This window comes from Rhizobium sp. BT-226, assembly GCF_025847085.2.
GTDB lineage: Bacteria > Pseudomonadota > Alphaproteobacteria > Rhizobiales > Rhizobiaceae > Rhizobium > Rhizobium sophorae.
The window spans coordinates 1,688,013-1,713,467 of record NZ_JAOYTI010000002.1; the positions used below are offsets into that span (position 1 = coordinate 1,688,013).

The following is a 25,455-nucleotide window of genomic DNA, read 5'->3' on the forward strand; positions in this document are numbered from 1 at the left end:
ATACTTTAGAAATTCTTAGCTAACGGACCGTTAAGATAAGCTCAGCGACGCCGATGTTGCGATTTGCCGCGATAGCGAGGATGCCCATGAAGACGACACGACATCTGACAGCGCTGCTGCTTGCCGCCGCTCTGATCGCGTCGCCGGCCCTTGCGACTGAAGCGCCCTGCTACCGTGGCGTCAATTTGTCCGGCGGCGAATATGGCGAACGCGACGGCATCTACGGTACCAACTATACCTACCCGAGCGAAGACACGATTGGCTATTTCGCCGAAAAGGGCATGACGATCATCCGGCTGCCCTTCCGCTGGGAACGGCTGCAGCCCGCACTTGGCGGGCGGCTCGACGATGACGAGCTCAAGCGGATCAAAGATACCGTCGGCCTGATCCGCAAGCACGGCATGGCCGTTCTGCTCGATCCGCATAATTTCGGCTATTACGACAAGGTGCAGGTCAGCACGGCGCCGGCGACGGACTCCGCCTTCGCCGATTTCTGGGCGAGACTCGCCGTCGAATTCGCCAACCAGGAGGGCATTCTTTTCGGCCTGATGAACGAGCCGCACGACATCAAGGCGACGGACTGGCTCGATGCCGCCAATACGGCCATCCGGAGCATCCGCGCGGCGGGCGCGCGCAATCTCATTCTCGTGCCGGGCACTGCATGGAGCGGGGCTCACAGCTGGGAAAAAGATGTGATCGGCGGCGCCAACGGCACCATCATGCTCGGCGTGCGCGATCCGCTCGACTTCTACGCCTTCGAGGTCCACCAGTATCTCGATATCGATTCTTCCGGAACTCATCCGACCTGCGAAGGCGCTGACGCCGCGGTCGAGGCGATCGCCGGCGTGACCGCCTGGCTCAAACGGAACCACAAGCGCGGCTTCCTCGGCGAATTCGGCGCCTCCACCGACAGGGACTGCATGAGCGGGCTGACGAAGATCTATGCCACCATGTCTGATAACAGCGACGTCTGGCTCGGCTGGTCCTATTGGGCGGCCGGCGATTGGTGGCCGGCGAACGAGCCGTTCAACGTCCAGCCGCACAAGGGTCCTGAGCGGCCGCAGATGCGGCTTCTTGCCGAGGTCGCAAAAGCCGGTGCCGGCACTTGCTCCGCCGTCAAGCCTGCGGGGAAATGAGGATGGCGGTGGTCGATCAGAGGACAGCAACATTCACTGTAGCCGGCACCGTGGCCGGCAACCGGCTCGATGCCGTCCACGAGGCATCGCGTACCGATCATACGGTGCTCTGGCTTGGCCTGCTCTCCGTGCTCTACAACGGCATTCTCGCCTTCATCAACCACAACATCGTGCCGCTGTCGATGACGCATGTCGCCGCCAGCGAAGGCCTGATCATGGCGAGCGCCATCATCTATATCCTGCACAAGGGGATCTACGAGACCGACCTTCCGGCCTTCCTGTTCCTGCTGTTCACGCTCATCGTGACCATTTATGTCAGCGTGCTCAACCGCATGCTGTTCATCGATCACTTCCGCAACGTGCTGATCATCTTCTGCTTTACCGGGCTCGGCGGCTGGAGCAATGAGAAAACCATGAAGCTCGCCTTTCGCTGGGCAAGCCTTGCCGTCCTGATCTTCCTGATCTTCGAGATCGTCAGCGTGCCGTTCTATGTCAGCATTGTCCATCCGTCCGATTATTTCGCCAATACGCGCGGGCTGCTGCCGCTGAGCTACAATACGACGGGCCTGTTTCAGAACGCGCTTGGCTTTCCCGAGCGCTTCTCCTTCGGCATCATCGACCACCGTTCCTCCTCAATCTTTCTCGAGCAGGTGTCGCTTGCCAATTTCTGCGGCGTGATCGCCGTCTACCTGATTTCCATGTGGGAAAAGCTCAGCCGCTGGGACCGGCTGCTGATGATCGGTACGGCCGTACTGATCCTGGTGACGAACGACACGCGCACGATGCTGATCTTCTGCTTTGCCTGCATCGTCGGCTATTTCGTCTTTCCGAAGATCCCGAAGAATTTCAATCTGGCGCTGATGCCGCTGATCGTCGCCGCGGGCTTCCTCGTCTACGTCCTGAAACCCAACGCGACCGGCGACAACTTCACCGGCCGCATCAACCTGACGATGAAGAAGATCATGGAGCTCGATCCGCTCGCCGTCCTTGGGCTTTCGGTCGACCGGGTCGCCGAATTCGCCGACAGCGGCTATGTCTACCTGATCTATGCGGCGACAATCTTCGGCGTCATCGCCCTGTGGCTGTTCGTCTGCCTTTTTCCCGCCGGGCGCACGGCGGCGCAGCGGCGCTGCGCCCATTCACTTTCTCTTTTCATTTTTCTGAATATGATGATCGGAGGAACGGCGGTCTTCTCGATGAAGATTGCCGGTCTCCTGTGGTTCGTCGTCGGATATATGCGTTTCCACGACAGCCCGCGCATCCGGCAGGGTCGTCCGGCAGATGTAAGTTGACCGCAGCGGCACCTCGCCGCGCGAGCCCTAGAACAGGATGATTTTAGGCCGGATCGGCCTAAAATCTGAATCCTGTTCTCAATTAAAGAGTTAGAGCATGATGTCGTCCGAAAACCGCTGCACACTTTTCGACATCATGCTCTAGGGAGCAAGACGCTCGATGCTTGTCCAGCTTCAATATCTGCGCGCCATCGCGGCGCTGATGGTCGTCTATTTCCACGCGGTATTGCAGCTTGCCAAGGTCAATCCCGCCGTCGACGCCACCGCCATCGTCTATGGCGAAACCGGCGTCGACATCTTCTTCGTCTTGAGCGGTTTCGTGATGTGGCTGACGACGAGCGGACGCACGATGAGCCCGATCGATTTCGCCCGCCGGCGCATCAAGAGGATCGTGCCGCTCTACTGGCTGGCGACGCTGTTTTCGGCTGTCGTGGCGCTGGTCGCCCCGTCATTGCTGAAATCGACCGTGTTCGACCTGCCGCATCTCCTCGCCTCGCTGGTCTTCCTGCCATGGATCAATCCCGCCGATCCCAGCACGATCACGCCGGTGGTCGTTCCCGGCTGGACGCTGAATTACGAAATGTTCTTCTATTTCGTCTTCGCGCTGCTATTGCCGCTACAGGAAGCTCGGCGCATCCCGGTGATGTTTGCCGTCTTTGCCGTCATCCTGATCGCCTGCCGACTGCTGCCGGAAACGACCGTGACCCGGTTCTACGGCGAACCGATCATGCTGGAGTTCCTCGCCGGTGTCGTGCTCGGCTGGCTCTATGGGCAGAAGGTGCTTCTGCCGAACCGCTGGGCTTGGGCGGCGCTTGCCATGGGCTTTGCGTTTCTCGTCATCAACGAGGCGCTGATGCCACCGGAAAGCCGGTTCTATGCCTGGGGAATCCCGGCGATCTTCATCGTCTACGGCGCGATCTCCATCGACTTTTCCAGGCTGCCGGTGATCGGATGGCTGAACTATCTCGGCGACTGCTCCTATAGCATCTATATCACCCACGCCTTCACGCTGGCTTTTCTGAGGGTCGCCGCCGATCGCCTGCCGATCGGCATCCTGCAGCAGCCGGTGCTCTTCGTGATCGTGTCGCTGGCGCTCTCCTCGATCGGCGGCGCCATTATCCATGAGATCACCACGCCACGCCGGAAAGCGGCCGTCGCGAGCCGCCCGCCGGCCTAACTTCAGCACCGAAGGCGAGAATACGCATCCAAGCGGCGCTGACGGTACAGTTTTTCGCGCAACTTCTCTTAAGCTTCAGACTGAGCAATGACAGAACTTGCACGAACGTGATGGTTTATCTTGCAATTTGTCGCATGAATGAAAGTGCGCCGGCCTATTCGCGGTCCGGGCTTTGATCTAAGCACAGCGGCGGCCTTGGAGAGGGAAGAGGGAAAGACATGACAAGTTACGTATTGACGGTATCATGCAAGTCGACGCGCGGCATTGTGGCGGCGATTTCGAGCTATCTGGCCGAAAAGGGCTGCAACATCGTCGATAGTTCGCAGTTCGACGATCTCGATACCGGCAGGTTCTTCACGCGGGTGAGCTTCATCTCCGAGGAAGGCGTGCCGCTTGCCGAACTCAAGGAAGGCTTCGAGCCGATCCGCAAGCGGTTCTCCATGGATGCCGAGATCCATGACGGCGGTGCCCGCATGAAGGTGCTCTTGATGGTGTCGCGCTTCGGCCATTGTCTCAACGATCTGCTCTACCGCTGGAAGATCGGTGCGCTGCCGATCGACATCGTCGGCGTCGTCTCCAACCATTTCGACTACCAGAAGGTCGTGGTCAACCACGACATTCCCTTCCACCACATCAAGGTGACGAAGGAGAACAAGCTGCAGGCCGAAGGCCAGATCATGGATATCGTCGAACAGACGGGCACCGAGCTGATCGTGCTGGCGCGTTACATGCAGGTGCTTTCGGATGCGATGTGCCAGAAAATGTCCGGGAAGATCATCAATATCCACCATTCCTTCCTGCCGAGCTTCAAGGGCGCCAATCCTTACAAGCAGGCCTACGGCCGCGGCGTGAAGCTGATCGGGGCGACGGCGCATTACGTCACCGCCGATCTCGACGAAGGCCCGATCATCGAACAGGATACGGCACGCATCACCCATGCGCAGTCGCCCGACGATTACGTCTCGATCGGCCGCGACGTCGAAAGCCAGGTGCTGGCGCGTGCCATCCACGCCCATATCCATCACCGCACCTTCCTGAACGGCAACCGCACCGTGGTCTTCCCGGCCAGCCCCGGCGGCTACGCCTCCGAACGCATGGGCTGAGCGCAGTCCTGCATCTCTTTTGCTGGCAAACGACAATCCCCGTTGCCTGCCAGCGGCAAGTACTTGATTATCTCGTTCAATAGGTAATCGAATCATGCTGCGGGAGGGGTGTCATGACCGACGAGGCGCTTGTTGATCGCATGGCGCTGCCGCGCCCCGACGTGACCGCCACTGATGCGGAAGAGATCCTCCTTGCTCATTACAGCCTCTCCGGCACGCTTGCCGAACTCGGCAGCCAGCAGGATCGAAACTATCGCGTCGATAGCGACAGGGGTCGCTATGTCCTGAAGATCTGCCATGCCGCCTACGAGATTCGCGAGCTCGAAGCACAGAATGCGGCGATCCATCACCTCAAAAGCAGGCAAGGTGCACCGCGCGTCCCGAAGGTGATCACCACCAATGAGGGGCGGGAGATCGTCGTCCTGACCGTGCGTGGGCAGGGCTATCAGGTCCGGCTGCTGGAATATCTGGAAGGCCAGGGGCTGACGGAGCTGACCTATCTGGCGCCGGCTTCCGTTGCAGCCCTCGGCGCGCTCTGCGCCAGGCTGGCGCAGGCACTTGCCGATTTCGACCATCCCGGTCTCGACCGCAGCCTGCAATGGGATCTCAGACGGGCAGGTCCCGTTGCCGTGCAGCTGCTTTCGGCCATCACCGACAGTGCGGCGCGCGACCGGATCGCCAAGACCATGGTGATGGCCGTTCGCCGCATCCAGCCGTTGGCGCCATCGCTTCGGCTGCAGGCCGTGCATCACGACGTCACCGGCGACAATGTCGTCGGCCACCGTGACGCCCGTGGCCATATCATCCCCGACGGGGTCATCGATTTCGGCGACATCATCCGCGGCTGGTTGGTCGGCGACCTCGCCGTCACCTGCGCTTCACTGCTGCATCAGGCAGATGGCGACCCTTTTCATATCCTGCCCGCCGTCACCGCCTATCAGTCGATCTATCCGCTAAGCGACGAGGAACTGAAGGCGCTCTGGCCGCTGATCGTCGCACGCACGGTGATTCTCGTCGCCAGCGGCGAGCAGCAGATTTCGGTCGATCCCGACAATGACTATGTCCGCGACAATCTCGACCGCGAGCGGGCGATCTTCGATACGGCGATGTCTGTTCCGTTCGAACTCATGGAAGCCGCCATCCTCAAGGCAGCCGGCGCAGATGTCGCCGCGCCGGAAACATCGGGATGGCTGCCGTTGCTGCCCGACATCGATCCCACCGGGATCGCCTATGTCGATCTTGGAGTGCGGAGCCCGCATTTTTCCGCCGGCAACTGGCTGAATACCGACATGGACTGGCGGCTGCTTGCCCGCATGGCAACCGAAAACGGTACGGCGGCGACGCGCTACGGCGAATATCGGCTTTCCCGCGCGGGAACTGCGAAGGGACAGGCGACCTGCGCCCTGCATGTCGACATATGCCTTGCCGCAGGCAGCGCGATTGCCGCGCCCTTTGCCGGCCGCATCGGCTGGAAGGAGCAGCATCTGACGCTCGCCGGCGACAGCATGACCCTGCATCTCGATGGACTCGACCTCTCGGTCGAGGATGGAGCCGAGATTGCCGCCGGCGATTCGCTCGGCACGGTTTTCGGAGAGGCGTCGTCGCTCGGCGGGCTGCGCGTCCAGCTTTGCAGCGTCGCCGGTCTCGAACCGCCGCTCTTTGCCACGCCGCGCGCGGCGGCGGCCTGGTCGGTGCTCTGCCCTTCGCCCTCGCTGCTTCTCAGCCCGCAAGCGGATGCGCCGCAAGCTGAAACCGCCGCGCTCTTCGCCAGGCGGCGGGCGCACCTCGCAAGGCCGCAGAAGAATTATTATGCGGCACCGCCGCAGATCGAGCGCGGCTGGAAGGAGCATTTGTTCGATGTCGAGGGCCGCGCCTATCTCGACATGGTCAACAACGTCACCATCCTCGGCCATGGCCATCCCAAGCTCGCGGCGGCGATCAGCGCGCAATGGCTGCGGCTCAACACGAATTCGCGCTTCCACTATACCGCGATCGCGGAATTTTCCGAACGCCTCGCCGCCCTGTCGCCGGATGGGCTGGACGCGGTCTTCCTGGTCAACAGCGGCTCGGAGGCGAACGATCTGGCGCTTCGCCTGGCGCAAGCCCATAGCGGCGCGCGCAACATGCTCTGCCTGCTCGAAGCCTATCATGGGTGGTCGGCGGCAAGTGATGCCGTCTCCACCTCGATCGCCGACAATCCGCAGGCACCGACCACCCGGCCGGACTGGGTGCATGCCGTCATTTCACCGAATACCTATCGCGGCGCATTTCGTGGTCCCGATACCGCGGCAAACTATCTCAGTGCGGTAACGCCGGTGTTGGAGGCGATCGACGCCGGCGGCAACGGCCTTGCGGGCTTCATCTGCGAATCGGTCTACGGCAATGCCGGCGGCATTCCACTGCCGGACGGTTATCTCAGGGAAATCTATGCGCAGGTGCGCGCCCGCGGCGGCCTCTGCATCGCCGATGAGGTGCAGGTCGGCTATTCCAGGCTCGGACATTATTTCTGGGGCTTCGAGCAGCAAGGGGTCGTGCCCGATATCATCACCATCGCCAAGGGCATGGGCAACGGCCATCCGCTCGGCGCCGTCATCACCACGCGGGAGATCGCGCAATCGCTGGAGAAGGAGGGTTATTTCTTTTCCTCCACCGGCGGCAGCCCGGTCAGTTGCGTCGCCGGCATGACGGTGCTCGACATCATGGCCGAGGAAAAGCTGCAGGAAAATGCCCGGACGGTCGGCGATCATCTGAAGGCACGGCTTGCCGCGCTGATCGACCGCCATCCGATTGCAGGCGCCGTGCACGGCATGGGCCTCTATCTCGGCCTCGAATTCGTCCGCGACAGAACGACGCTGGAGCCGGCGACGGAAGAGACGGCTGCAATCTGCGACCGGCTTCTCGAACTCGGCGTCATCATGCAGCCGACCGGCGATCACCAAAATGTGCTGAAGATCAAACCGCCGCTCTGCCTCAGCATCGAAAGCGCGGATTTCTTCGCGGACATGCTGGAGAAGGTGCTCGAAGAGGGCTGGTGACCCAGAGGCTCCAGCATTAACCAAATCGGTCATTTCGAGGCATTTCGATTTTTCGTGAAACGAGCCATTGCCGGAATCGGCAAGGCTTCCTATGTCTGCCGCGGTGATCGATCGAACTTCGATTCTGTCATGCGAATTTAACGAAGAGCTGATATGTTTCTTTCTGCAAGTTCGGGCTGCGACGGAATGAATTTTTTCGGATCGTCGATATTTTGACACGTTTCGGAATATGTTTCTGACAGGCTATCGGGTAATCTCTACCAAGTTAGTGGATTATAGAAGACAGCCTTCACCGGCCCCGGGCTCTACCGGGACCCCTCAAGTGCAACGCCAACACAAGGAACGAGCATGATAGACATCGATATTCTCGCCGATCTCCTTGGGCGATCTGTGCTTGGCAATGACCGTCCGGGCGCCCTCTCCCGCCCGAACTGTCGAATGTGACGTTCGTCCTCCTTTCAACGGTACCAGACAAGTCAATTCGCCATGGCTGCGCATGTCGCGCGGCAGGAGTTCTATCTATGAAGAAGCAAGTTATCGAATATGCAGGCGTTCCCGTCGGGATCGTCATTCCCGATGAAGACCGGCTGAAGTTCATCGCCGTGAAATTTCATGTCCACGACCTCGACGAGCAGCGTTTCGGCTCGCCGGACGAGGTGCGGCTGGCCATCCATGACCTGATGACCCGCCGTCATCCGAAGCCGCTTCATGCCTGAGGCATGAGGCCGCGATTAGAATTCACGGCTTTTCCCGATGTCCGACCGGTCCCGCCAAATGGGGCCGGTCTTGTTTTTTGAGGACAATTGCAGTCCTATCGGCGGCCTTTGCGTCTATCTCTTTGTTTCACGCAATTCCGGACGCAAAACCGCGCACAGTTATGCTGGAATTGCTCTAAGGATCCGCCCTTGCCCGATCTTCTCAACCTCATCACCGACATTGAAGGCGTTTCCGTCGGCCATGCGACCGACCTTGCGCTCGGTTCCGGCGTCACGGTCATCGTCTTCGACGCGCCGGCCGTCGCATCCGGCACAGTGCTCGGCGGCGCGCCGGGCGGGCGCGACACCGGCCTGCTCGATCCGTCGATGACCGTCAATGCCGTGGATGCCTTCGTGCTTTCCGGCGGCTCGGCTTTCGGGCTGGATGCCGCCGGCGGCGTGCAGGCGGGCCTGCGCGAGCTCGGCCGCGGCTTTGCCGTCGGGTCGGTGCGCATCCCGATCGTGCCGCAGGCAATCCTGATGGACCTGCTGAATGGCGGCGACAAGGATTGGGGCCTTCACTCGCCCTATCGCGACATGGGCTACGCGGCATTGAAGGCCGCCACTAAGGGCACATTCGCGCTCGGCACCACAGGTGCCGGGACGGGAGCGACGACGGCCACCGTCAAGGGCGGGGTCGGCTCGGCCAGCGCCGTCAGCAGTGCCGGGCATCGCGTCGCGGCAATCGTCGCTGTCAATGCGCTGGGCTCGGCGACGATCGGCGACGGGCCGCATTTCTGGGCAGCACCTTTCGAAAAAGATGCGGAATTCGGCGGGCTCGGCATGCCTCATGTGGCCGACCACCAGATGCGACTCAAGGGCATGAACACGCCGGCAACGACGATCGGCGCTGTGGTGACCGACGCGCAGCTGACGAAGGCCGAGGCGCACCGGCTTTCGCTCGCCGGCCATGACGGGTTTGCCCGAGCACTGCTGCCGGCGCACCTGCCGCTCGACGGCGATACCGTATTTGCCGCTGCGACGGCCAAACATCGACGAGACGACATGGCGAGCCTGATGGAGCTTTGCCATCTCGCCACTATCGTCATGGCGCGGGCGATCGCCCGTGGCGTCTACGCGGCGACCGCGCTGCCGGTCGAGGGCGCACAAAAGGCATGGCGCGACCGCTATCCGAATAGTCATTGATTGAATAGGGTCTTAACCGGCCAGACCGAATATGCCGAATGGCGGAGAGACGTGAATGCAGATCCGGGCGCTGATGTATTTCGACGAGCTGGTCAGGACCAATTCGATGCGCCAGGCGGCCGAGAACCTCAATGTCGCGCCGACGGCGATCAGCCGGCAGATCGAGAACCTCGAATATCATTTCGGCGCGCCGCTTGTCGAACGTAGCGCCCGCGGCGTCAAGCTGACGGCCGCCGGCGAACTGCTCGCCGCCCGCGCCGGCCGGACGCTGCGCGAACTCGATCACGTGCAGCAGCTGATCGAAGATCTTAAAGGCCTGCAGCGCGGCCGTGTCAGCATCTATGCCAATGGCGCCACCGTCGCCAATCTGCTGGCGCCGGCGCTTGCCGAATTCAGTCTGAAATATCCGAAGCTGCGCTTTACCGTGACGATCACCAGCGCGCGGCAGGCGGTCGATGCCGTCAACAGCGCCGAGGCGGATATTGCGGTGACACTGTTTGCGCCTCCCATGTCCGGCACCAAGGTGCGGCTGCGCTCCGAGATCGCCTATGATCTCATCGTCACGCCGCAGCATCCAGCCGCCGCGCATACCGAGATCGCGGTGCGGGAGCTCGCCGACCATGCGCTGGCGCTGCCGGATCAATCCTTCGGCTTTCGCCAAGCCTTCGACGCGTTGTTCGAGAAGGAGGGGTTGAGCCTCGATCCCGTCTTCGTCACCAGCTCACTCGAAATGCTGAAGGAGCTCGTGCTCAGCGGGGCTGCGGCGACGCTGCTGCCGGCGCTCACCGTCCGCCGCGAGATCGAAGCGGGTCAGCTCCTCGCCATTCCGCTTGCCGGCAAGACCGGCATCCGCACCCATGTCGATCTCTGCGTCGCCCCGGACCGGCAGCTGTCCTTCGCCGCGACGAAACTGCTCGACTTCATCGAGAGGTTCATGCGCGAGCGCACGAACCGCCGGGGCGAGACGAAAGACTGACGCTTCAAGCTTGCATTGCCCACGAATTTCAGGTGTAGCTTTTTCGGCTACACTGAGCACACAAAATCGTCATTGTGTGTGCACTGGCATGGTGTCAATCTACTCGCAATGGGCCTTCGTCATCGACGCGCGGCCAGACAAGGGAACATGATGATCAAGCTTTCGTTTGCGCCTTCGCGTTTCGTCCGGCGGCTTTCCCTCGGTGCTGCGCTTTCGGCCGGTCTCGCGATGACTGCGATGACGCCGGCGGAGGCGGCGAAGACCACCCTCAATCTCGGCATGAGCGTCGAGCCGACCGGTCTCGACCCGACGATCGCGGCACCCGTCGCAATCGGCCAGGTGACCTGGCAGAACGTGTTCGAGGGCTTGGTAACGATCGACCAGGCCGGCAAGATCCAGCCGCAGCTGGCGAAAAGCTGGGAGATCTCTCCCGATGGCCTGACCTATACGTTCAAGCTGCAGACCGGGGTCAAATTCCATGACGGCGAGGCCTTCGATGCCACTGCTGCCAAGTTTTCGCTCGACCGCGCCCGCGGCGCGGATTCGGTCAATCCGCAGAAACGCTTTTTCGCCTCGATCGCCTCGATCGATACGCCCGATGCCGAAACGCTGGTACTACATCTCTCGGCACCGACCGGCAGCCTGATCTACTGGCTCGGCTGGCCGGCCTCGGTGATGGTCGCCCCGAAGACGGCTGCCGACGGCAAGACGACGCCAGTGGGCACCGGTCCCTTCAAATTCGCCAGCTGGGCGAAGGGCGACAAGGTCGAACTCGCCAGGAATGCCGATTACTGGAGCAAGGATGCGGCCGCCAAGCTCGACAAGGTGACCTTTCGCTTCATCGCCGATCCGCAGGCGCAGGCGGCTGCGCTGAAATCCGGCGATCTCGATGCCTTTCCGGAATTTGCAGCACCCGAGTTGATGAGTTCCTTCGACGGCGATGCGAGGCTCGTCACCAGGATCGGCAATACCGAACTCAAGGTCGTTGCCGGCATGAACACTGCCAAGAAGCCTTTCGACGACAAGCGCGTCCGCCAGGCGCTGATGATGGCAATCGACCGCAAGACGGTGATCGACGGCGCATGGTCCGGCCTCGGCACGCCGATTGGCAGCCACTACACGCCGAACGATCCGGGTTATCAGGACATGACTGGCGTGCTGTCCTACGACGTCGAGAAGGCGAAGGCGCTGCTTGCCGAAGCCGGCTACCCCAACGGCTTCACCTTCACGATCAAATCGCCGCAGATGGCCTATGCGCCGCGCAGCGCCCAGGTGATGCAGGCGATGTTTGCCGAGATCGGCGTGACGATGAATATCGAGCCGACCGAATTTCCAGCGAAGTGGGTCCAGGACATCATGAAGGACCGCAATTTCGACATGACGATCGTTGCCCATGCCGAACCGCTCGACATCGACATCTATGCCCGCGATCCCTACTATTTCAATTACAAGAACCCTGCTTTCAACGCGCTGATGAAGAAGGTCCAGGAGACGGCCGATCCTGCCGCGCAGAATGCGATCTATGGCGAAGCGCAGAAGATCCTCGCCGAGGACGTGCCCGCGCTCTACCTTTTCGTCATGCCGAAACTCGGCGTCTGGGACAAGAAGCTGAAAGGACTGTGGGAGAACGAGCCGATCCCGTCGAATGTGCTGTCGGGGGTTTCCTGGGAGGAGTGAGGTATTATTGAATGCGTGAGGCGCGGCGATGAACCAGGAGCATTTATACAACAGTCAGTCACGTCAGGACCGCTTCCCACTCCATCCCTCATTCCTGTGCTTGTCACAGGAATCCAGCGCGCCCAAGTCCTTGGGCGCAGGAGAATCCCTTACTTGGGAGACAGTCATTCACGGCGCGGACGCGCCGTGGCTGGATTCCTGTGACAAGCACAGGAATGACGGTGGGTGGGGTGGCGGTCGCATCACCTCGGAAACGTCGTGGGGCCGCCATCGCATATCCTTAAAAGCCACGTCGAAAGCATGGCGCGCATGATCCCCCTCCTCGCCCGCCGCTTCGCCGGTCTCCTCGTTACGCTCGTCATCGTCTCGCTGCTGATCTTCGCCGTCATGGACCTTCTGCCCGGCGATCCGGCCTCGATCATGCTCGGCACCTCGGCAACACCGGAAACGCTTGAAGCGCTGCGTCACAGTCTCGGCCTCGACCAGCCGCTGCTGCTGCGTTACGGACAATGGTTGACCGGCGTGCTCTCCGGCGATCTCGGCAATTCCCTAACCTATGGCGTGCCGGTGGCGGGATTGATCGTCGAGCGGCTGACGGTGACGCTGCCGCTGGCGCTGATGGCGATCGTGCTTTCGGTGGCGATCGCCATGCCGCTCGGCGTGCTGGCCGCTTCGCGCCGCGGCGGTGTCTTCGACATCATCGCGACGCTGTTTTCGCAGATCAGCATCGCCGTGCCCGCCTTCTGGGTGGCGCTGCTGTTGATCATCCTGTTTTCGACGATGCTCGGGCTGATGCCGGCCGGCGGTTTCCCGGGCTGGAGCGCCGGCCTGCTGCCGGCATTGCAGGCGCTGGTTATGCCAGCCGTCGCGCTGGCGATGCCACAGGCGGGCGTGTTGACGCGGGTGGCGCGCTCGGCGGTGCTTGACACGATGCATGAGGATTTTGCCCGCACCGCGGTGGCCAAGGGGCTGTCACGCAGTGCAGTGCTGTGGCGCCATATCGTGCCGAACGCGCTGATCCCGATCCTGACGATGATCGGGCTGCAATTCACCTTTCTCGTCGCCGGCGCGGTGCTGGTGGAAAACGTCTTCAACCTTCCCGGCCTCGGACGGCTCGCGCTTCAGGCGCTCTCCCAGCGCGACATCATCGTCATGCAGGATGTCGTGCTGTTCTTCGCAGGCCTTGTCATCGTGATGAATTTCATCGTCGATCTCTCCTATCTGGCGATCGATCCCAGGATGAGAAAGGCGGCCTGAGACATGGTACCGATCGCATCCACTGCCATCACCAGCCGCCGTCGGGTCTTTAGACTTAGCCGGCGAATGAACCTGATCTCAGGGGGTGTCATCATCGGCCTGCTGGTCGCCGTTGCGCTGCTGTCGCTCGTCTGGACGCCGCTGCCGCCGGCGAAAATGCAGATCATCCACAAACTGCAGCCGCCGCTTGCCTTCGGCCTACTCGGCACGGACCAGTTCGGCCGCGACGTGCTATCGATGCTGATGGCAGGCTGCTGGAATTCGCTGTCGATCGCCATCACCGCGGTTGCGATCGGCGGGACACTCGGTTCGATCGCCGGCATTTCGGCGGCGGCAATCCGCGGTCCCTGCGAAGCGCTGCTGATGCGCATCTGCGACGTCATCTTCGCGCTTCCGCCGATCCTGTCGGCCATGGTGCTCGGCGCCTTTCTCGGGCCAGGGCGGTTCACCGCGATCACCGCAATCGCCGTCTTCATGATCCCGGTCTTTGCCCGCGTCACACTCGCGACTTCGCTGCAGGCCTGGAGCCGCGACTATGTGACGGCGGCGCGCGCGATCGGCAATACGCGCCTGACCATTTCGCTGCGCCATGTGCTGCCGAATATCATCAGCCAGATCATCGTGCATGGTGCGATCCAGCTGGGGCTGGCGATCCTCACCGAAGCGGGCCTCAGCTTCCTCGGGCTTGGCATGGCGCCGCCGGCGCCGAGCTGGGGCCGGATGCTTGCCGATGCGCAAACCTATCTGGCGCTCGCCCCCTGGCTGGCGATCCTGCCCGGCCTTGCCATCGCGCTCACCGTCTTCGGTTTCAACATGCTCGGCGACGGTCTGCGCGATCTGCTCGACCCGCGCGAGGCGAGCCGCTGATGTCCTCCCAAGACGAAAAGCCCGAAAGACCATGCCATGACCGAAACCGACCTTACCATTCGCGAACTCAGGCAGCACTTCGCCGATAAAAGCCTCTCCCCCCTCGAATACTGGCTCGCCCTCGAAGACCAGATCGCCGCCTGGGAGCCGTCGATTTCGGCACTCTACCTCTACGATCCGGAATCGGCGCGCGCCCAGGCGAAAGTGTCGACGGAGCGCTGGGCGAAGGGAGAAACGCTGGGGGGCCTCGATGGCATCCCGGTGACGCTGAAGGAACTGATCGCTACGAAGGGCCAGCCGGTGCCGCTCGGCACGAGGGCAGTGGAACTCAAACCGGCGGACGCCGATGCGCCGGCCGCCGCGCGGCTGCGGGAAGACGGCGCGGTGATCTTCGCCAAGACCACCTGCCCGGATTACGGCATGCTGTCCTCCGGCCTTTCGAGCTTTCATCCTCTCAGCCGCAACCCCTGGGACATCAAGCAGAATCCCGGAGGATCAAGCGCCGGGGCTTCCGCGGCGGCGGCGGCCGGTTACGGACCGCTGCATATCGGCACCGATATCGGCGGCTCGGTACGCCTTCCCGCCGGCTGGACCGGCATCTTCGGCTTCAAGCCGAGCCATGGGCGCATTCCAGCCGATCCCTATTATGTCGGGCGCTGCGTCGGGCCGATGGCGCGCACCGTCGAGGACGCGGCCTTTTCGATGGCGACGCTGTCACGGCCGGACTGGCGCGACGGCACCAGCCTGCCGCCAAACGATTTCAACTGGATGGATCTCGACATCGACCTGTCGGGCATGAAGATCGGTCTGATGCTCGATGCCGGCTGCGGGCTTGCGGTGGACGACGAGATCAGGGTCGCGGTCGAAGCGGCGGCGAAACGGTTCGAGAAGGCCGGCGCGACCATTCTATCGGTCCAGCCGGTGCTGACTCGCGCGATGCTGGATGGCCTCGACAACTTCTGGCGGTCTCGATTCTGGGGCGATATCGCGGACCTCGAGGAAGAACGGCGCGACACCATCCTGCCCTATATCAGGGATTGGGCGATGGGCGGCGCCGACATCAGCGGTGTCGATGCAGTCAGGGGCTTCAACCAGACGATCGAGATGCGCAAGAGCTGCGGACGGCTGTTCACGCAAGTCGACGCCCTGCTTTCGCCGACCAATCCGATCATCTCCTATCCGGCCGAATGGGCATCGCCGACCAACGATCCGGCCCTGCCGTTCGAACATATCGGTTTCACCGTGCCGTGGAACATGTCGGAGCAGCCGGCCGCCTCGATCAACTGCGGCTTCTCCGGATCTGGCATGCCGATAGGGTTGCAGATCGTCGGGCCGCGCTTCGACGACATGCGGGTGCTGAGACTGTCGAAAGCCTTCGAGGACTGGACGGGCGGCGTGAGATCCTGGCCGCAGCCTCCGATCCGCTGATCAGCTGATCGGGCGGCGATAGCCGGTCGGTTGCTCGTAGAGCCAACCGATGCGCTCGACCGCGGCCTCGAAATTCTCGCGCGCCACCGTCATGCTATGGCCGTTGGCATGCAGAATGGTTTCCGGATCTTCGAAGACGGCGACATGACCCTTCCAGAATACCAGGTCGCCACGGCGGATTTCGGACCGGTCGATCGGCTGGCCGAGGCCTGCCGCCTGCATGTCCGTATCGCGTGGCGCAGCTCTGCCCGTCATCAGCATCGCCAGCTGGACGAGGCCAGAGCAATCGATGCCGAGGCCGGAACGCCCACCCCAGAGATAGGGCGTTTCCAGAAAACGGGCTGCGATCTCGACGTAATCGGCGCCATCGAGAGCGCCGATCGACTGGACATGCTTGGCGAAGATCGCACTTCCGTCCTCGAGCACGACGTAGCGGTTGCCGCGCGCTTCCGCCTCGCGGACGACATGAACGCGGCTTCCCATCGACAGGATCGCCTGGTGGGGCCTGCGCAGTTCCGGTTCCGGATAGAGGAAGGTGCGCTGGACGGTGACGATATGGGTCGGCGCCGGCCGGCCTTCCGAGAGCGCGTCCGCCGCAACATAACCGACATAGCCGTCCGAGGCGGCCTTCACCCAGCACCAGCCACCGGCGCGATCGAAAACCGTCACATCCTCACCGAGAAGCAGTTCCGTATCGATGCCGCGCGCAAGGTCCGGTTCGGCGCGCAAGCCCACGACAGGAACGGCGACACGGGCCGGGGCGCCTTCGACAAAACGCGACGCCTCTACCTTGCCTTCAAGCCCCGCTTCCGCCAGATCAGGCCGGTAGGCATGCAGGCGGCGGTCGAGCATCGTCATTCGCATTCCTTTCAGATCGGCAGCCGGCGGGCCTGATCTCGGATGAGATCGCCGAGTTTTTCCAGGTAGAGCGCACCGCCGACGGTGCGCTTGATGATCACGTTGCGCCGGTCGGCATCGTCACGCACTCGGTCGACCAGGCCCATCTCGCCCATCGTATCCAAGGCACGGGTAATGACCGGCTTGGTGACATCAAGCGTGGCGGCAAGCCCGCGCACCGTGTGCGGCGGCGGCACCAGATAAATATGCAGCAGGATCGCCATCTGGCGCAACGTCAAATCGCGGTCGTCGTGGCGGACCTGATCGAGCGCCACGCCATGCCAGAGCCCCAGCGCCTGCGAGGCGGTCAGTTCGATCGGCACGGCCCCTCCGGAAGATCGTTACGCTAGCGTTCCATTTTCCGGCAGTTGCGATGCACATGCAAGGGCCGCGAGGAACTGCCGCCCGGCAAGGTGAATAAAATTTTAACGATCGGCAGCGAGGCGCAGCGCGTGAATGGGGATCATGCGATGCGCCTCACCGCCTACTTTGGTATGGCGTCAGCGCAGGCTCTCGCGGATATGGTGAAAGAGCGCGCGGATCGCCTGTGCTTCGCCGCCGCCCGGCGAATGCGGCCGTTCGGACTGAGCCCAGCCGTAAATGTCGAAATGCGCCCAGCTCTTCGCCTTGCTGACGAAACGCTTGAGGAAGAGGGCGGCGGTGATCGCCCCTGCCATGCCGCCGGCCGGCGCGTTGGTGAGGTCGGCGAACTTGGTGCGGATATCCTTTTCGTAGCCGGAATAGAGCGGCAGGCGCCAGATCGGATCGTCGGTTTCCAGGCTCGCTTCGGTCAGGTCATGCGCCAGATTGGCGTCATCGGTGAAGAAGGGCGGGAGATCCGGGCCAAGGGCAACGCGGGCAGCACCGGTCAGCGTCGCCATGTCGATCAGCAACTCGGGCTCTTCCTCGTCGGCATAGGCAAGCGCATCGGCAAGGATCAGACGGCCTTCTGCGTCGGTATTGTCGATCTGGACGGTCAGGCCCTTGCGGCTGCGGTAGATGTCGCCGGGCCGGAAGGCATTGGACGAGATCGCGTTTTCGACGACCGGAACGATAACGCGCAGATCGACCTTCAGCTTGGCGTCCATGATCATCAGGGCAAGTCCCATGACATTCGCCGCGCCGCCCATATCCTTCTTCATCAACAGCATGGAGGCGGCAGGCTTGATGTCGAGACCGCCGGTATCGAAGCAGACGCCCTTGCCGACGAGCGTCACCTTACGATGGCCCTTCTTGCCCCAGCGCAGCTCGAGAAGGCGCGGCGCATCGGCGCTGGCGCGGCCGACGGTATGGACCAGCGGAAAGTTCTGCTTGAGCAATTCGTCGCCCGTAATAACCGATATCTCCGCCTTGTAATGTTCGGCCAGACCGCGGAAAACGGCCTCGAGCTGGTTCGGTCCCATATCATTCGTCGGCGTATTGATCAGGTCGCGGGCGAGAAAGACGCCGGCAAGCTGGCGCTTGATGTCGGCGGCGTCGGCATCGCGGGGGATCATCAGCGTCGCCGCCGGCGATTTTTCGGATTTGTAGCGGTCGAAACGGTAGCTGCCGAGGCCAAAGCCGAGGGCCAGGCGATTTGCCGTCAACGGCGCGGTCTCGATGTGCCAGTCACCGGCGGGCAGCGCACGGGCGAGCCTGCCGGTAATGTAGGGCTGCTCGGATGGATTGGTGCCGAGGCCGTAAAGCGCGCCGCCGAGATGGCCTTCGGCCGTCGGGATCAGCAGCAGCGACCCGCTTTCGGCCTTGTAGCCTGCCCTGCGCGCCCAATCGAGCGCGATCGGATCGATCGTGCCGGTCTCGATATGGGCAGGCGTGACGGCAAAGATCGGCAGCGTCGAACCGCCCTTCGTGTTGAAAGGGGTCGGTCTCTCGATGAACTGATAGGGGGCCATGATTGTCCTTCGGCGGTCGCAAGGAATCGTTCCTTAACGGTCTGTTAGGGTTAACAGACTATTGCTGGAGCGAAGATTACGCGTCAAACCTTTCCCTGTTCCGCTTCGAGGTCAGGCGCCGATTTCGGAATCCAGGAACGCGCCATGCCTGCCTCGCTCACCACCACATTCACCAATCGTATCCTGCAGGGCGCTGCGGCATCGCTGCTCGTCTTGGCACTTGCCGGTTGCTCGACGACCAAGGACCGGATGACAACGGGCTCGGTGCCGAAACTCACCAAGCCGGTCGAAGAGATGGACGCGACCGAGCTGCGCTCGGCGACGGACCGGCTCGGCCAGGCCTATGAAAAGAACCCGCGCGATCCCGTCACCGGCGTCAACTACGCCAATCTGCTGCGCATGAACGGCCGCGACACGCAGGCGCTCGCCGTCATGCAGCAGGTGGCGATCGCCAATCCCGGCGACCGCAACGTGCTGGCCGCCTACGGCAAGGCGCAGGCGGCGGCCGGCCAGTTTCAGCAGGCGCTCGACACGATCGGCCGCGCCCAGACGCCGGACCGTCCGGACTGGAAGCTGATCTCGGCCCAAGGCGCTATCCTCGACCAGATGGGCCGGGCAAGCGATGCCCGGCAGCGCTACCGCGACGCGCTCGACATCCAGCCGAACGAGCCTTCCATCCTTTCCAATCTCGGCATGTCCTACGTGCTGACCGGCGATCTGCGCACGGCCGAAACCTACCTGCGCTCCGCCGCCAGCCAGCCGACAGCCGACAGCCGCGTCAGGCAGAACCTTGCCCTCGTCGTCGGTCTGCAGGGGCGTTTCCCGGAAGCCGAGCAGATCGCCAGGCGCGAACTTTCGCCGCAGCAGGCCGATGCCAATGTCGCCTATCTCAGAGGCATGCTCTCGCAGCAGAATTCCTGGCAGAAACTCGCCGCCAAGGACAAGACGCCGCAAGCAGCAGGCGACAGCAGCACCAATTGACCGAATCATGTCGTCGACAGGCTTACGCCTTCGGAGAGATCATGATGTAATTTAAAGAATTAGAGCATGATGTCGTCCGAAAACCGCGCACACTTTTCGGCATCATGCTCTAGCGGGCGCTCAGGCCCGAAAGAATGAGACGCAATCCAAGGCCGCCCATGACGGCACCGGCGGCCCGGTCGATCCAGCCCTTGGCGGCAAGATAGAGACGCCGCGGATGGCGGGCCGAAAAGGCGAAGGCCACGATCGAATACCACCCGGCCTCCACGGCAAACACGCCGAGCGGCAGCGCGACGATGAGATCGAGCGGCACCGTCCTCGGCAGGAGTGCCGCAAAGAGGCTGGCATAGACGATGATGGTTTTCGGGTTGCTGAGCTGGGTCAGCAACGCAGTCATGAAGCTCAATCTCAGCGCGCGGTTGCCGTTGACGGCGTCAGAGACTTCGAGCGGCTGACCGGCGCCCCTCCAGATATTGACCGCGATATAGACGAGATAGGCACCGCCTGCGACTTTCAGCAGGACATAGAGCCATTCGAACTGAGACAGCAGCGCCGTCAGCCCGGCAAGCGCCAGCACGGCAAAAACGACACCGCCGGCGCCCATGCCGAGTGCGGCCGCAAGGCCATCCAGCCTGGAACGCGAGATGGCGATCCTGGAGACGACGACGAAGCTCGGGCCGGGGCTCATCGCGCCGACCGCCAGGGCTGCCATGATGCTGATGAAAATGCCGGCAGAAGACATCGGAGACCTCTCTCTTGGATTGAACGCGCGCCAGGGGCACTGCGGTTGCATCCGCGCGCTGATGGTCGTCCATCCCATTTACCAGCTATGCCGGCGGCGGTCACGCGTGTTTGAAGCTGCAGATCGGACCGTCTTCGAGGCAACATCGTCTCTGCCGAAAGCGGCATCCGCTTTCCGGGGCCGGCGCATCGTCAGAACTTGTCTGCCACCTGAATGCCGGCGGGACCGAGAATGACGGCGATCAGCACCGGCAGGAAGAACAGGATCATCGGCACCGTCAGTTTCGGCGGCAGCGCGGCCGCCTTCTTTTCCGCTTCGTTCATGCGCTCGTCGCGTCCTTCCTGGGCGAGAACGCGCAACGCCTGCGCGACCGGCGTGCCATAGCGATCGGCCTGGATCAGCGCCTGGGTCACCGAACGCACCAGCTCGATCTGGGTGCGGGTGGCAAGATTTTCGAGCGCTACGCGGCGATCCGGCAGGAAGGAGAGTTCGGCCGTGGTCAGCACCATCTCCTCGGCGAGCGCCGGCGACTGCTCGCCAAGTTCTTCCGATACACGACGCATCGCGGCCTCGATCGAGATGCCGGATTCGACGCAGATCAGCATCAGGTCCAGCGCATCCGGCCAAGCGCGCTTGATCGAGTGCTGGCGCTTGCCCATGCGGTTGGAGATATAGATGTTAGGCGCGTAGAAGCCGAGATAACCGACGCCGATGACGGCGAAGAGGCGGATCGGCGTGCCCTTTTCGGCGAGATTTCCGAGACCGAAGACCCAGAAGGCAGCAAGCGCCAGGAAAAGGAAAGGCAGCAGGAAACGCGCCACCAGGAAGGTATTCAGCGCATTCTCCGAACGAAACCCGGCAGCACGCAGCTTGTTGACCGTGTTTTCGTCGACCAGCGCCTTGCGCAGGTTGAAGCGCTCGACGATCTGACGGACCGAGCGGTTGTTCTGGCTCCTGAGCGAGGCCTTGCCGGCGCCGGTTTCCGTGTTCATGCGGGCGCGTTCGCGGGCACGGATCTGCTCGCGCTCTGTGGAAACAGCCTTCATGCGCTTGTTCAGATCGCCGCGCTCGAAGAAGGGAACGGCAATCGTGTAAAAAGTGGCGAAGACGGCGATCGCGACGAGGACGGCGATCAGCATGCTCGGATTGGTCAGCGTTGCGGCAAGATCCTGCGACATGGTGCTTCCTTCCGGCTAGATGTCAAAATTGACCATGTTGCGCATGACGAAGATGCCGATCGACATCCAGATCGCCGAGACACCCATGATGAAATGGCCGCGCGGATCTGTGAAAAGGATCATCATGTAGTTCGGCGATGTCATGTAGACGAGGGTCGCGACGATGAAGGGCAGAGCCCCGATGATGACGGCCGACGCCTTGGCTTCCATCGAGAGCGCCTGGACCTTGGCCTTCATCTTCCTGCGCTCGCGCAGTACCTTGGAGAGGTTGCCGATCGCTTCCGACAGATTGCCGCCGGCCTGTGACTGGATGGCGATGACGATGGCGAAGAAGTTGACTTCCTGGAGCGGCATGTGGATCGTCATGCGGGCGCAGGCGTCGGGGATACTGAGGCCTACCTGCTGCGCCTCGATCACCCGCAGGAACTCGCTCTTGACAGGCTCGGTGCCTTCGGTCGCGATAAGGCGGATCGCATCGTTGAGCGGCAGGCCCGATTTGATCGAGCGCGTGATGACGTCAAGCGCATTGGGGAGCTCGTTCAAAAACTTGGTCTGGCGGCGCTTGATCAGGAAGCCGACGACCCAGCGCGGCAGGCCGAGACCGGCAACGACGGCGATACCGACGATGACCATCCACGATGCGCCGACGACCAAGGCGACAAGCAGCAGCACGGAGGCGAAGACGGCACTGATGAGATAGAATTTCGCGGCCGTGATCGTCAGGCCGGCCTGCACCAGCCGCGATTTCATCGACACGGTCTTCTTGGTCTTTTCGTGCTGGCGCTTTTCCAGATCCTTCAGATTGTCCTGCACCGATTTACGGCGCTTCGACAGCTCCTGCACCCGGTCACGGGCAGCCTTGACCTTGACCCGGTCGCTTTCGGCCGATTTGACGCGATTGATGCGGCTTGCCGATTTCTTGTCGGCCTCGATCTTCGAAAACAACAGGGCATAAGCGACCGCCGCCGCGGAAACGGCGGCGAGGACGACGATTGCCAGGACTATGGGATCGAACCCGAACATCTCGCCTATTCCTTCGTTTTCGCTTCCATCGCGTCGAGGGCGGCGGCAAGACGCTTTTCCTCATTGAAGTAGCGGGCGCGATCCCAGAAATGCGGCTTGCCGACGCCGGTCGACATGTGCCGGCCGATCAGGCGGCCATTCGCATCCTCGCCTTCGATCTCGTAGCGCATCAGATCCTGGGTGATGATGACGTCGCCTTCCATGCCGATCACCTCGGTGATCTGGGTGATGCGGCGCGAACCGTCACGAAGGCGCGCCGCCTGAATGACGACGTCGACCGAGCTGGAGATGATCTCGCGCACCGTCTTTGCCGGCAGGGCGAAGCCGCCCATGGCGATCATCGATTCGATACGGCTCAGGCATTCGCGCGGCGTATTGGCGTGGATGGTGCCCATCGAGCCGTCATGACCGGTATTCATCGCCTGCAGCAGGTCGAAGACCTCCGGTCCGCGCACTTCGCCGACGATGATGCGCTCGGGACGCATACGCAGGCAATTCTTGACCAGATCGCGCATGGTGATCTCGCCCTCGCCTTCGATATTCGGCGGGCGCGTTTCGAGACGGACGACATGCGGCTGCTGCAGCTGCAGTTCGGCAGTATCCTCGCAGGTGATGACGCGTTCGTCCCTGTCGATATAGTTGGTGAGGCAGTTCAGAAGCGTTGTCTTGCCCGAGCCGGTGCCGCCTGAAATGACGACATTGCAGCGCACGCGCCCGATGATCTGCAGCACGGTTGCGCCTTCCGGCGTGATCGCGCCGAACCGGACGAGCTGATCGAGCGTCAGCTTGTCCTTCTTGAACTTGCGGATGGTGAGCGCCGGCCCATCGATCGACAGCGGCGGCGCGATGACGTTGACGCGCGAACCATCCGGCAGGCGGGCGTCGCAGATCGGGCTCGATTCGTCGACGCGGCGGCCGACCTGGCTGACGATGCGCTGGCAGATCGAGAGAAGCTGTGCATTGTCGCGGAAGCGAATCTCGGATTCGATCGTCTTGCCGCCGACTTCGATGAAAGTCTGGCCGGCGCCGTTGACCATGATGTCGGCGATGTCGTCGCGCGCCAGCAACGGCTCCAGCGGGCCGTAGCCGAGCACGTCGTTGCAGATATCCTCGAGCAGTTCTTCCTGCTCGGAGATCGACATCGCAAAGTTCTTGATGGTGATGATGTCGTTGACGATGTCGCGGATTTCCTCGCGGGCGCTTTCGCCGTCGAGCTTGGAGAGCTGCGAGAGATCGATCGTGTCGATCAGCGCGGAAAAGACCTGCGCCTTGGTGTCGTAATATTCATCGGTGCGGGCCGGGCGCTTGCGCTGCGGCGTCTGCATCGGCGGTGGCGTCACTTGCTGGCGTGCGGACTCGCGCGCGGGTTCGACCAGAATGGAGGGGGAAGAGGCCGCAGGGGCGGCAGCCGGAACCGGCGGCGAAGGAGCAATCGCCCCCCCGACCTTTCCGGAACCTTCATTTCCGCGTTTTCCAAACATGCCAGTCGATCCAATCTGCTCGTTCTAGAGCATTTCCCGATCTCTCCGAGTCACGGAAATGCTCTCTCTTTTTGTTTTCACGCAATTCCTGAGGCAAAACCGCTGCCCGCTTTTGCTGGAATTGCTCATCGTCTACTTGCGCTTCAGGAGGCCCAGCAGGCCGCCCTTCTTCGCCTTCTTGATCGCGACACGGCCGGTGACGATGTGCGATATCTGCGAAAAGGTTTCCGCCGTCGGCGACTTCGGGTCGACTTCGGAGATCATCCGGCCGCTGTTGGCGGCGTTGCCGAAGAGATTGATGTCGAAGGGGATGATCGCGATCGGATCGATCTCCAGCGGCTCACAAAAATCCGACGGCGAAATCTCCGGCCGTTTCGGCATTCCGACCTGATTGAGGATGAGATGGGGCGGCCTGTCGTTCGGCCGCATCTTGCGCAGCGCGTCCAGCATGTTTTTGGCGTTGCGCAGATTGGCGAGATCGGGAACCGCTGCGATGACCACCTCGTCGACGCTCGACAGCACCGAGCGCGTCCATTCCGACCATGCATGCGGAACATCGAGCACGGTGACGGGCGCGCTGCGCTGCAGGACGTCGAGCACCGGCTGGAAGGCCTGGCCGTCGAAATCATAGGCACGGTCGAGCAGCGAGGGTGCGGCCAGCAGCGACAGATGCTCGGAGCATTTCGTCAGCAGGCGGTCGAGGAAGACCTCGTCGAGGCGATCGGGTGCGAAGACCGCTTCGGCGATGCCCTGGGCCGGATCCTGATCGAAGTCGATGTTCGCCGTACCATAGGGCAGGTCGAGATCGGCGAGGATCGTCTCGGTGGAGAAGAGATTGGAAATGCCGAAGGCGCAATTATGCGCGATGGTCGAGGCGCCGGTGCCGCCCTTCGAGCCGATGAAGGCGATGCTGCGGCCGAGCGGCTCAGCGTCCGGATCAACAAAGATCGAGGCCATCGCCGTAAGGATATCGGGCATGGCGACGGGCTGGACCATATATTCGGAAATGCCGTTGCGGATGAGCTCGCGATAAAGGCCGATATCGTTGTAATAGCCGATAATGACGACCTTGGTCGTCGGATCGCAGACGGCGGCGAGCGGCGCGAGTTCGCCGAGCAGGTTCGCGGCATTCGCCTTGGTCTCAAGGATGATGAGGTTCGGCGTCGGAGCGCCGGAAAACATATTGGCGGCAGCGGCGATGCCGCCGCTGGTGATGCGCATGCTGACTTTCGCCACGCGCCGATCATTGGCGCAGCGTTCCATGACATGCTGCAGGGCCTCGCTCTCGCAGAAGGCATGGACGGAGATGCGCGGCAGCGGCCGCATGTTTTCCAGATCCGCCATGCGCACCGCCTCCTCGGCGTTGCGAAGCTCGCTGGGATTCCTGATTTCGTATTCGATCGCGCTCATCG

At 62.3% G+C, this 25,455-nt stretch carries 21 protein-coding genes; 13 read left to right on the forward strand and 8 right to left on the reverse strand.

Features of this window, described 5'->3' with window-relative positions:
* The first annotated feature begins 86 nt into the window (after nt 1-86).
* From OIU37_RS18625 to OIU37_RS18680, 12 genes are all read left to right on the forward strand, one after another.
* A complete protein-coding gene (locus OIU37_RS18625; RefSeq protein ID WP_264258312.1) occupies nt 87-1,136 on the forward strand; it encodes a glycoside hydrolase family 5 protein in 1,050 nt (349 codons plus the stop codon).
* A gap of 2 nt (nt 1,137-1,138) precedes the next feature.
* The gene (locus OIU37_RS18630; protein WP_264258313.1) at nt 1,139-2,428 is read left to right on the forward strand and encodes a hypothetical protein; all 1,290 of its coding nucleotides are present in this window, start codon (nt 1,139-1,141) and stop codon (nt 2,426-2,428) included.
* Nucleotides 2,429-2,588: 160 nt separating this feature from the next.
* Nucleotides 2,589-3,605: an acyltransferase gene (locus tag OIU37_RS18635; protein ID WP_264258314.1), complete on the forward strand. Its 1,017-nt coding sequence runs from the start codon at nt 2,589-2,591 to the stop codon at nt 3,603-3,605.
* Between the two features lie 218 nt (nt 3,606-3,823).
* Complete coding sequence (gene purU / locus OIU37_RS18640; protein ID WP_264258317.1) at nt 3,824-4,708, forward strand: formyltetrahydrofolate deformylase; 885 nt, start codon at nt 3,824-3,826, stop codon at nt 4,706-4,708.
* A gap of 113 nt (nt 4,709-4,821) precedes the next feature.
* Nucleotides 4,822-7,743, forward strand: coding sequence for an aminotransferase (locus tag OIU37_RS18645; protein ID WP_264258319.1), 2,922 nt, complete (start codon nt 4,822-4,824; stop codon nt 7,741-7,743).
* A 521-nt stretch (nt 7,744-8,264) separates the two neighbouring features.
* Nucleotides 8,265-8,459 (forward strand): hypothetical protein, encoded by a 195-nt coding sequence (locus OIU37_RS18650; protein ID WP_003544544.1) that lies wholly within the window; start codon nt 8,265-8,267, stop codon nt 8,457-8,459.
* Nucleotides 8,460-8,648: 189 nt separating this feature from the next.
* The gene (locus OIU37_RS18655) at nt 8,649-9,644 is read left to right on the forward strand and encodes a P1 family peptidase (protein ID WP_264258338.1); all 996 of its coding nucleotides are present in this window, start codon (nt 8,649-8,651) and stop codon (nt 9,642-9,644) included.
* A gap of 55 nt (nt 9,645-9,699) precedes the next feature.
* Entirely contained in the window at nt 9,700-10,620 is a 921-nt protein-coding gene (locus OIU37_RS18660) for a LysR substrate-binding domain-containing protein (RefSeq protein WP_063473505.1), read from the forward strand.
* Nucleotides 10,621-10,770: 150 nt separating this feature from the next.
* Nucleotides 10,771-12,297, forward strand: coding sequence for an ABC transporter substrate-binding protein (locus OIU37_RS18665; protein WP_264258340.1), 1,527 nt, complete (start codon nt 10,771-10,773; stop codon nt 12,295-12,297).
* A 309-nt stretch (nt 12,298-12,606) separates the two neighbouring features.
* The gene (locus tag OIU37_RS18670) at nt 12,607-13,554 is read left to right on the forward strand and encodes an ABC transporter permease (protein ID WP_182209038.1); all 948 of its coding nucleotides are present in this window, start codon (nt 12,607-12,609) and stop codon (nt 13,552-13,554) included.
* Nucleotides 13,555-13,557: 3 nt separating this feature from the next.
* The gene (locus OIU37_RS18675) at nt 13,558-14,421 is read left to right on the forward strand and encodes an ABC transporter permease (protein WP_264258341.1); all 864 of its coding nucleotides are present in this window, start codon (nt 13,558-13,560) and stop codon (nt 14,419-14,421) included.
* Nucleotides 14,422-14,457: 36 nt separating this feature from the next.
* The gene (locus tag OIU37_RS18680) at nt 14,458-15,849 is read left to right on the forward strand and encodes an amidase (RefSeq protein ID WP_264258342.1); all 1,392 of its coding nucleotides are present in this window, start codon (nt 14,458-14,460) and stop codon (nt 15,847-15,849) included.
* Here the strand turns inward: OIU37_RS18680 and OIU37_RS18685 are convergent, their stop codons facing one another.
* From OIU37_RS18685 to OIU37_RS18695, 3 genes are all read right to left on the reverse strand, one after another.
* Nucleotides 15,850-16,707, reverse strand: a complete 858-nt coding sequence (locus OIU37_RS18685; protein ID WP_264258343.1) for an NlpC/P60 family protein — start codon at nt 16,705-16,707, stop codon at nt 15,850-15,852.
* Nucleotides 16,708-16,718: 11 nt separating this feature from the next.
* On the reverse strand, nt 16,719-17,069 hold the full coding sequence (locus OIU37_RS18690) for a MarR family transcriptional regulator (RefSeq protein ID WP_017962816.1): 351 nt from the start codon (nt 17,067-17,069) through the stop codon (nt 16,719-16,721).
* A gap of 177 nt (nt 17,070-17,246) precedes the next feature.
* Nucleotides 17,247-18,638: a M17 family metallopeptidase gene (locus OIU37_RS18695; protein ID WP_171602006.1), complete on the reverse strand. Its 1,392-nt coding sequence runs from the start codon at nt 18,636-18,638 to the stop codon at nt 17,247-17,249.
* A gap of 144 nt (nt 18,639-18,782) precedes the next feature.
* On the opposite strand from OIU37_RS18695, the gene OIU37_RS18700 reads away from it, so the two are divergent.
* Entirely contained in the window at nt 18,783-19,619 is an 837-nt protein-coding gene (locus tag OIU37_RS18700; RefSeq protein WP_240604313.1) for a tetratricopeptide repeat protein, read from the forward strand.
* 109 nt (nt 19,620-19,728) lie between these two features.
* Here the strand turns inward: OIU37_RS18700 and OIU37_RS18705 are convergent, their stop codons facing one another.
* From OIU37_RS18705 to OIU37_RS18725, 5 genes are all read right to left on the reverse strand, one after another.
* Nucleotides 19,729-20,361 (reverse strand): LysE family translocator, encoded by a 633-nt coding sequence (locus tag OIU37_RS18705; RefSeq protein WP_240604314.1) that lies wholly within the window; start codon nt 20,359-20,361, stop codon nt 19,729-19,731.
* Between the two features lie 191 nt (nt 20,362-20,552).
* A complete protein-coding gene (locus OIU37_RS18710; protein ID WP_171602008.1) occupies nt 20,553-21,539 on the reverse strand; it encodes a type II secretion system F family protein in 987 nt (328 codons plus the stop codon).
* A gap of 15 nt (nt 21,540-21,554) precedes the next feature.
* A complete protein-coding gene (locus OIU37_RS18715) occupies nt 21,555-22,562 on the reverse strand; it encodes a type II secretion system F family protein (protein ID WP_264258345.1) in 1,008 nt (335 codons plus the stop codon).
* 5 nt (nt 22,563-22,567) lie between these two features.
* On the reverse strand, nt 22,568-24,043 hold the full coding sequence (locus OIU37_RS18720) for a CpaF family protein (RefSeq protein WP_264258346.1): 1,476 nt from the start codon (nt 24,041-24,043) through the stop codon (nt 22,568-22,570).
* A 132-nt stretch (nt 24,044-24,175) separates the two neighbouring features.
* On the reverse strand, nt 24,176-25,453 hold the full coding sequence (locus tag OIU37_RS18725) for a CpaE family protein (RefSeq protein WP_077977208.1): 1,278 nt from the start codon (nt 25,451-25,453) through the stop codon (nt 24,176-24,178).
* Between the last annotated feature and the right edge of the window lie 2 nt (nt 25,454-25,455).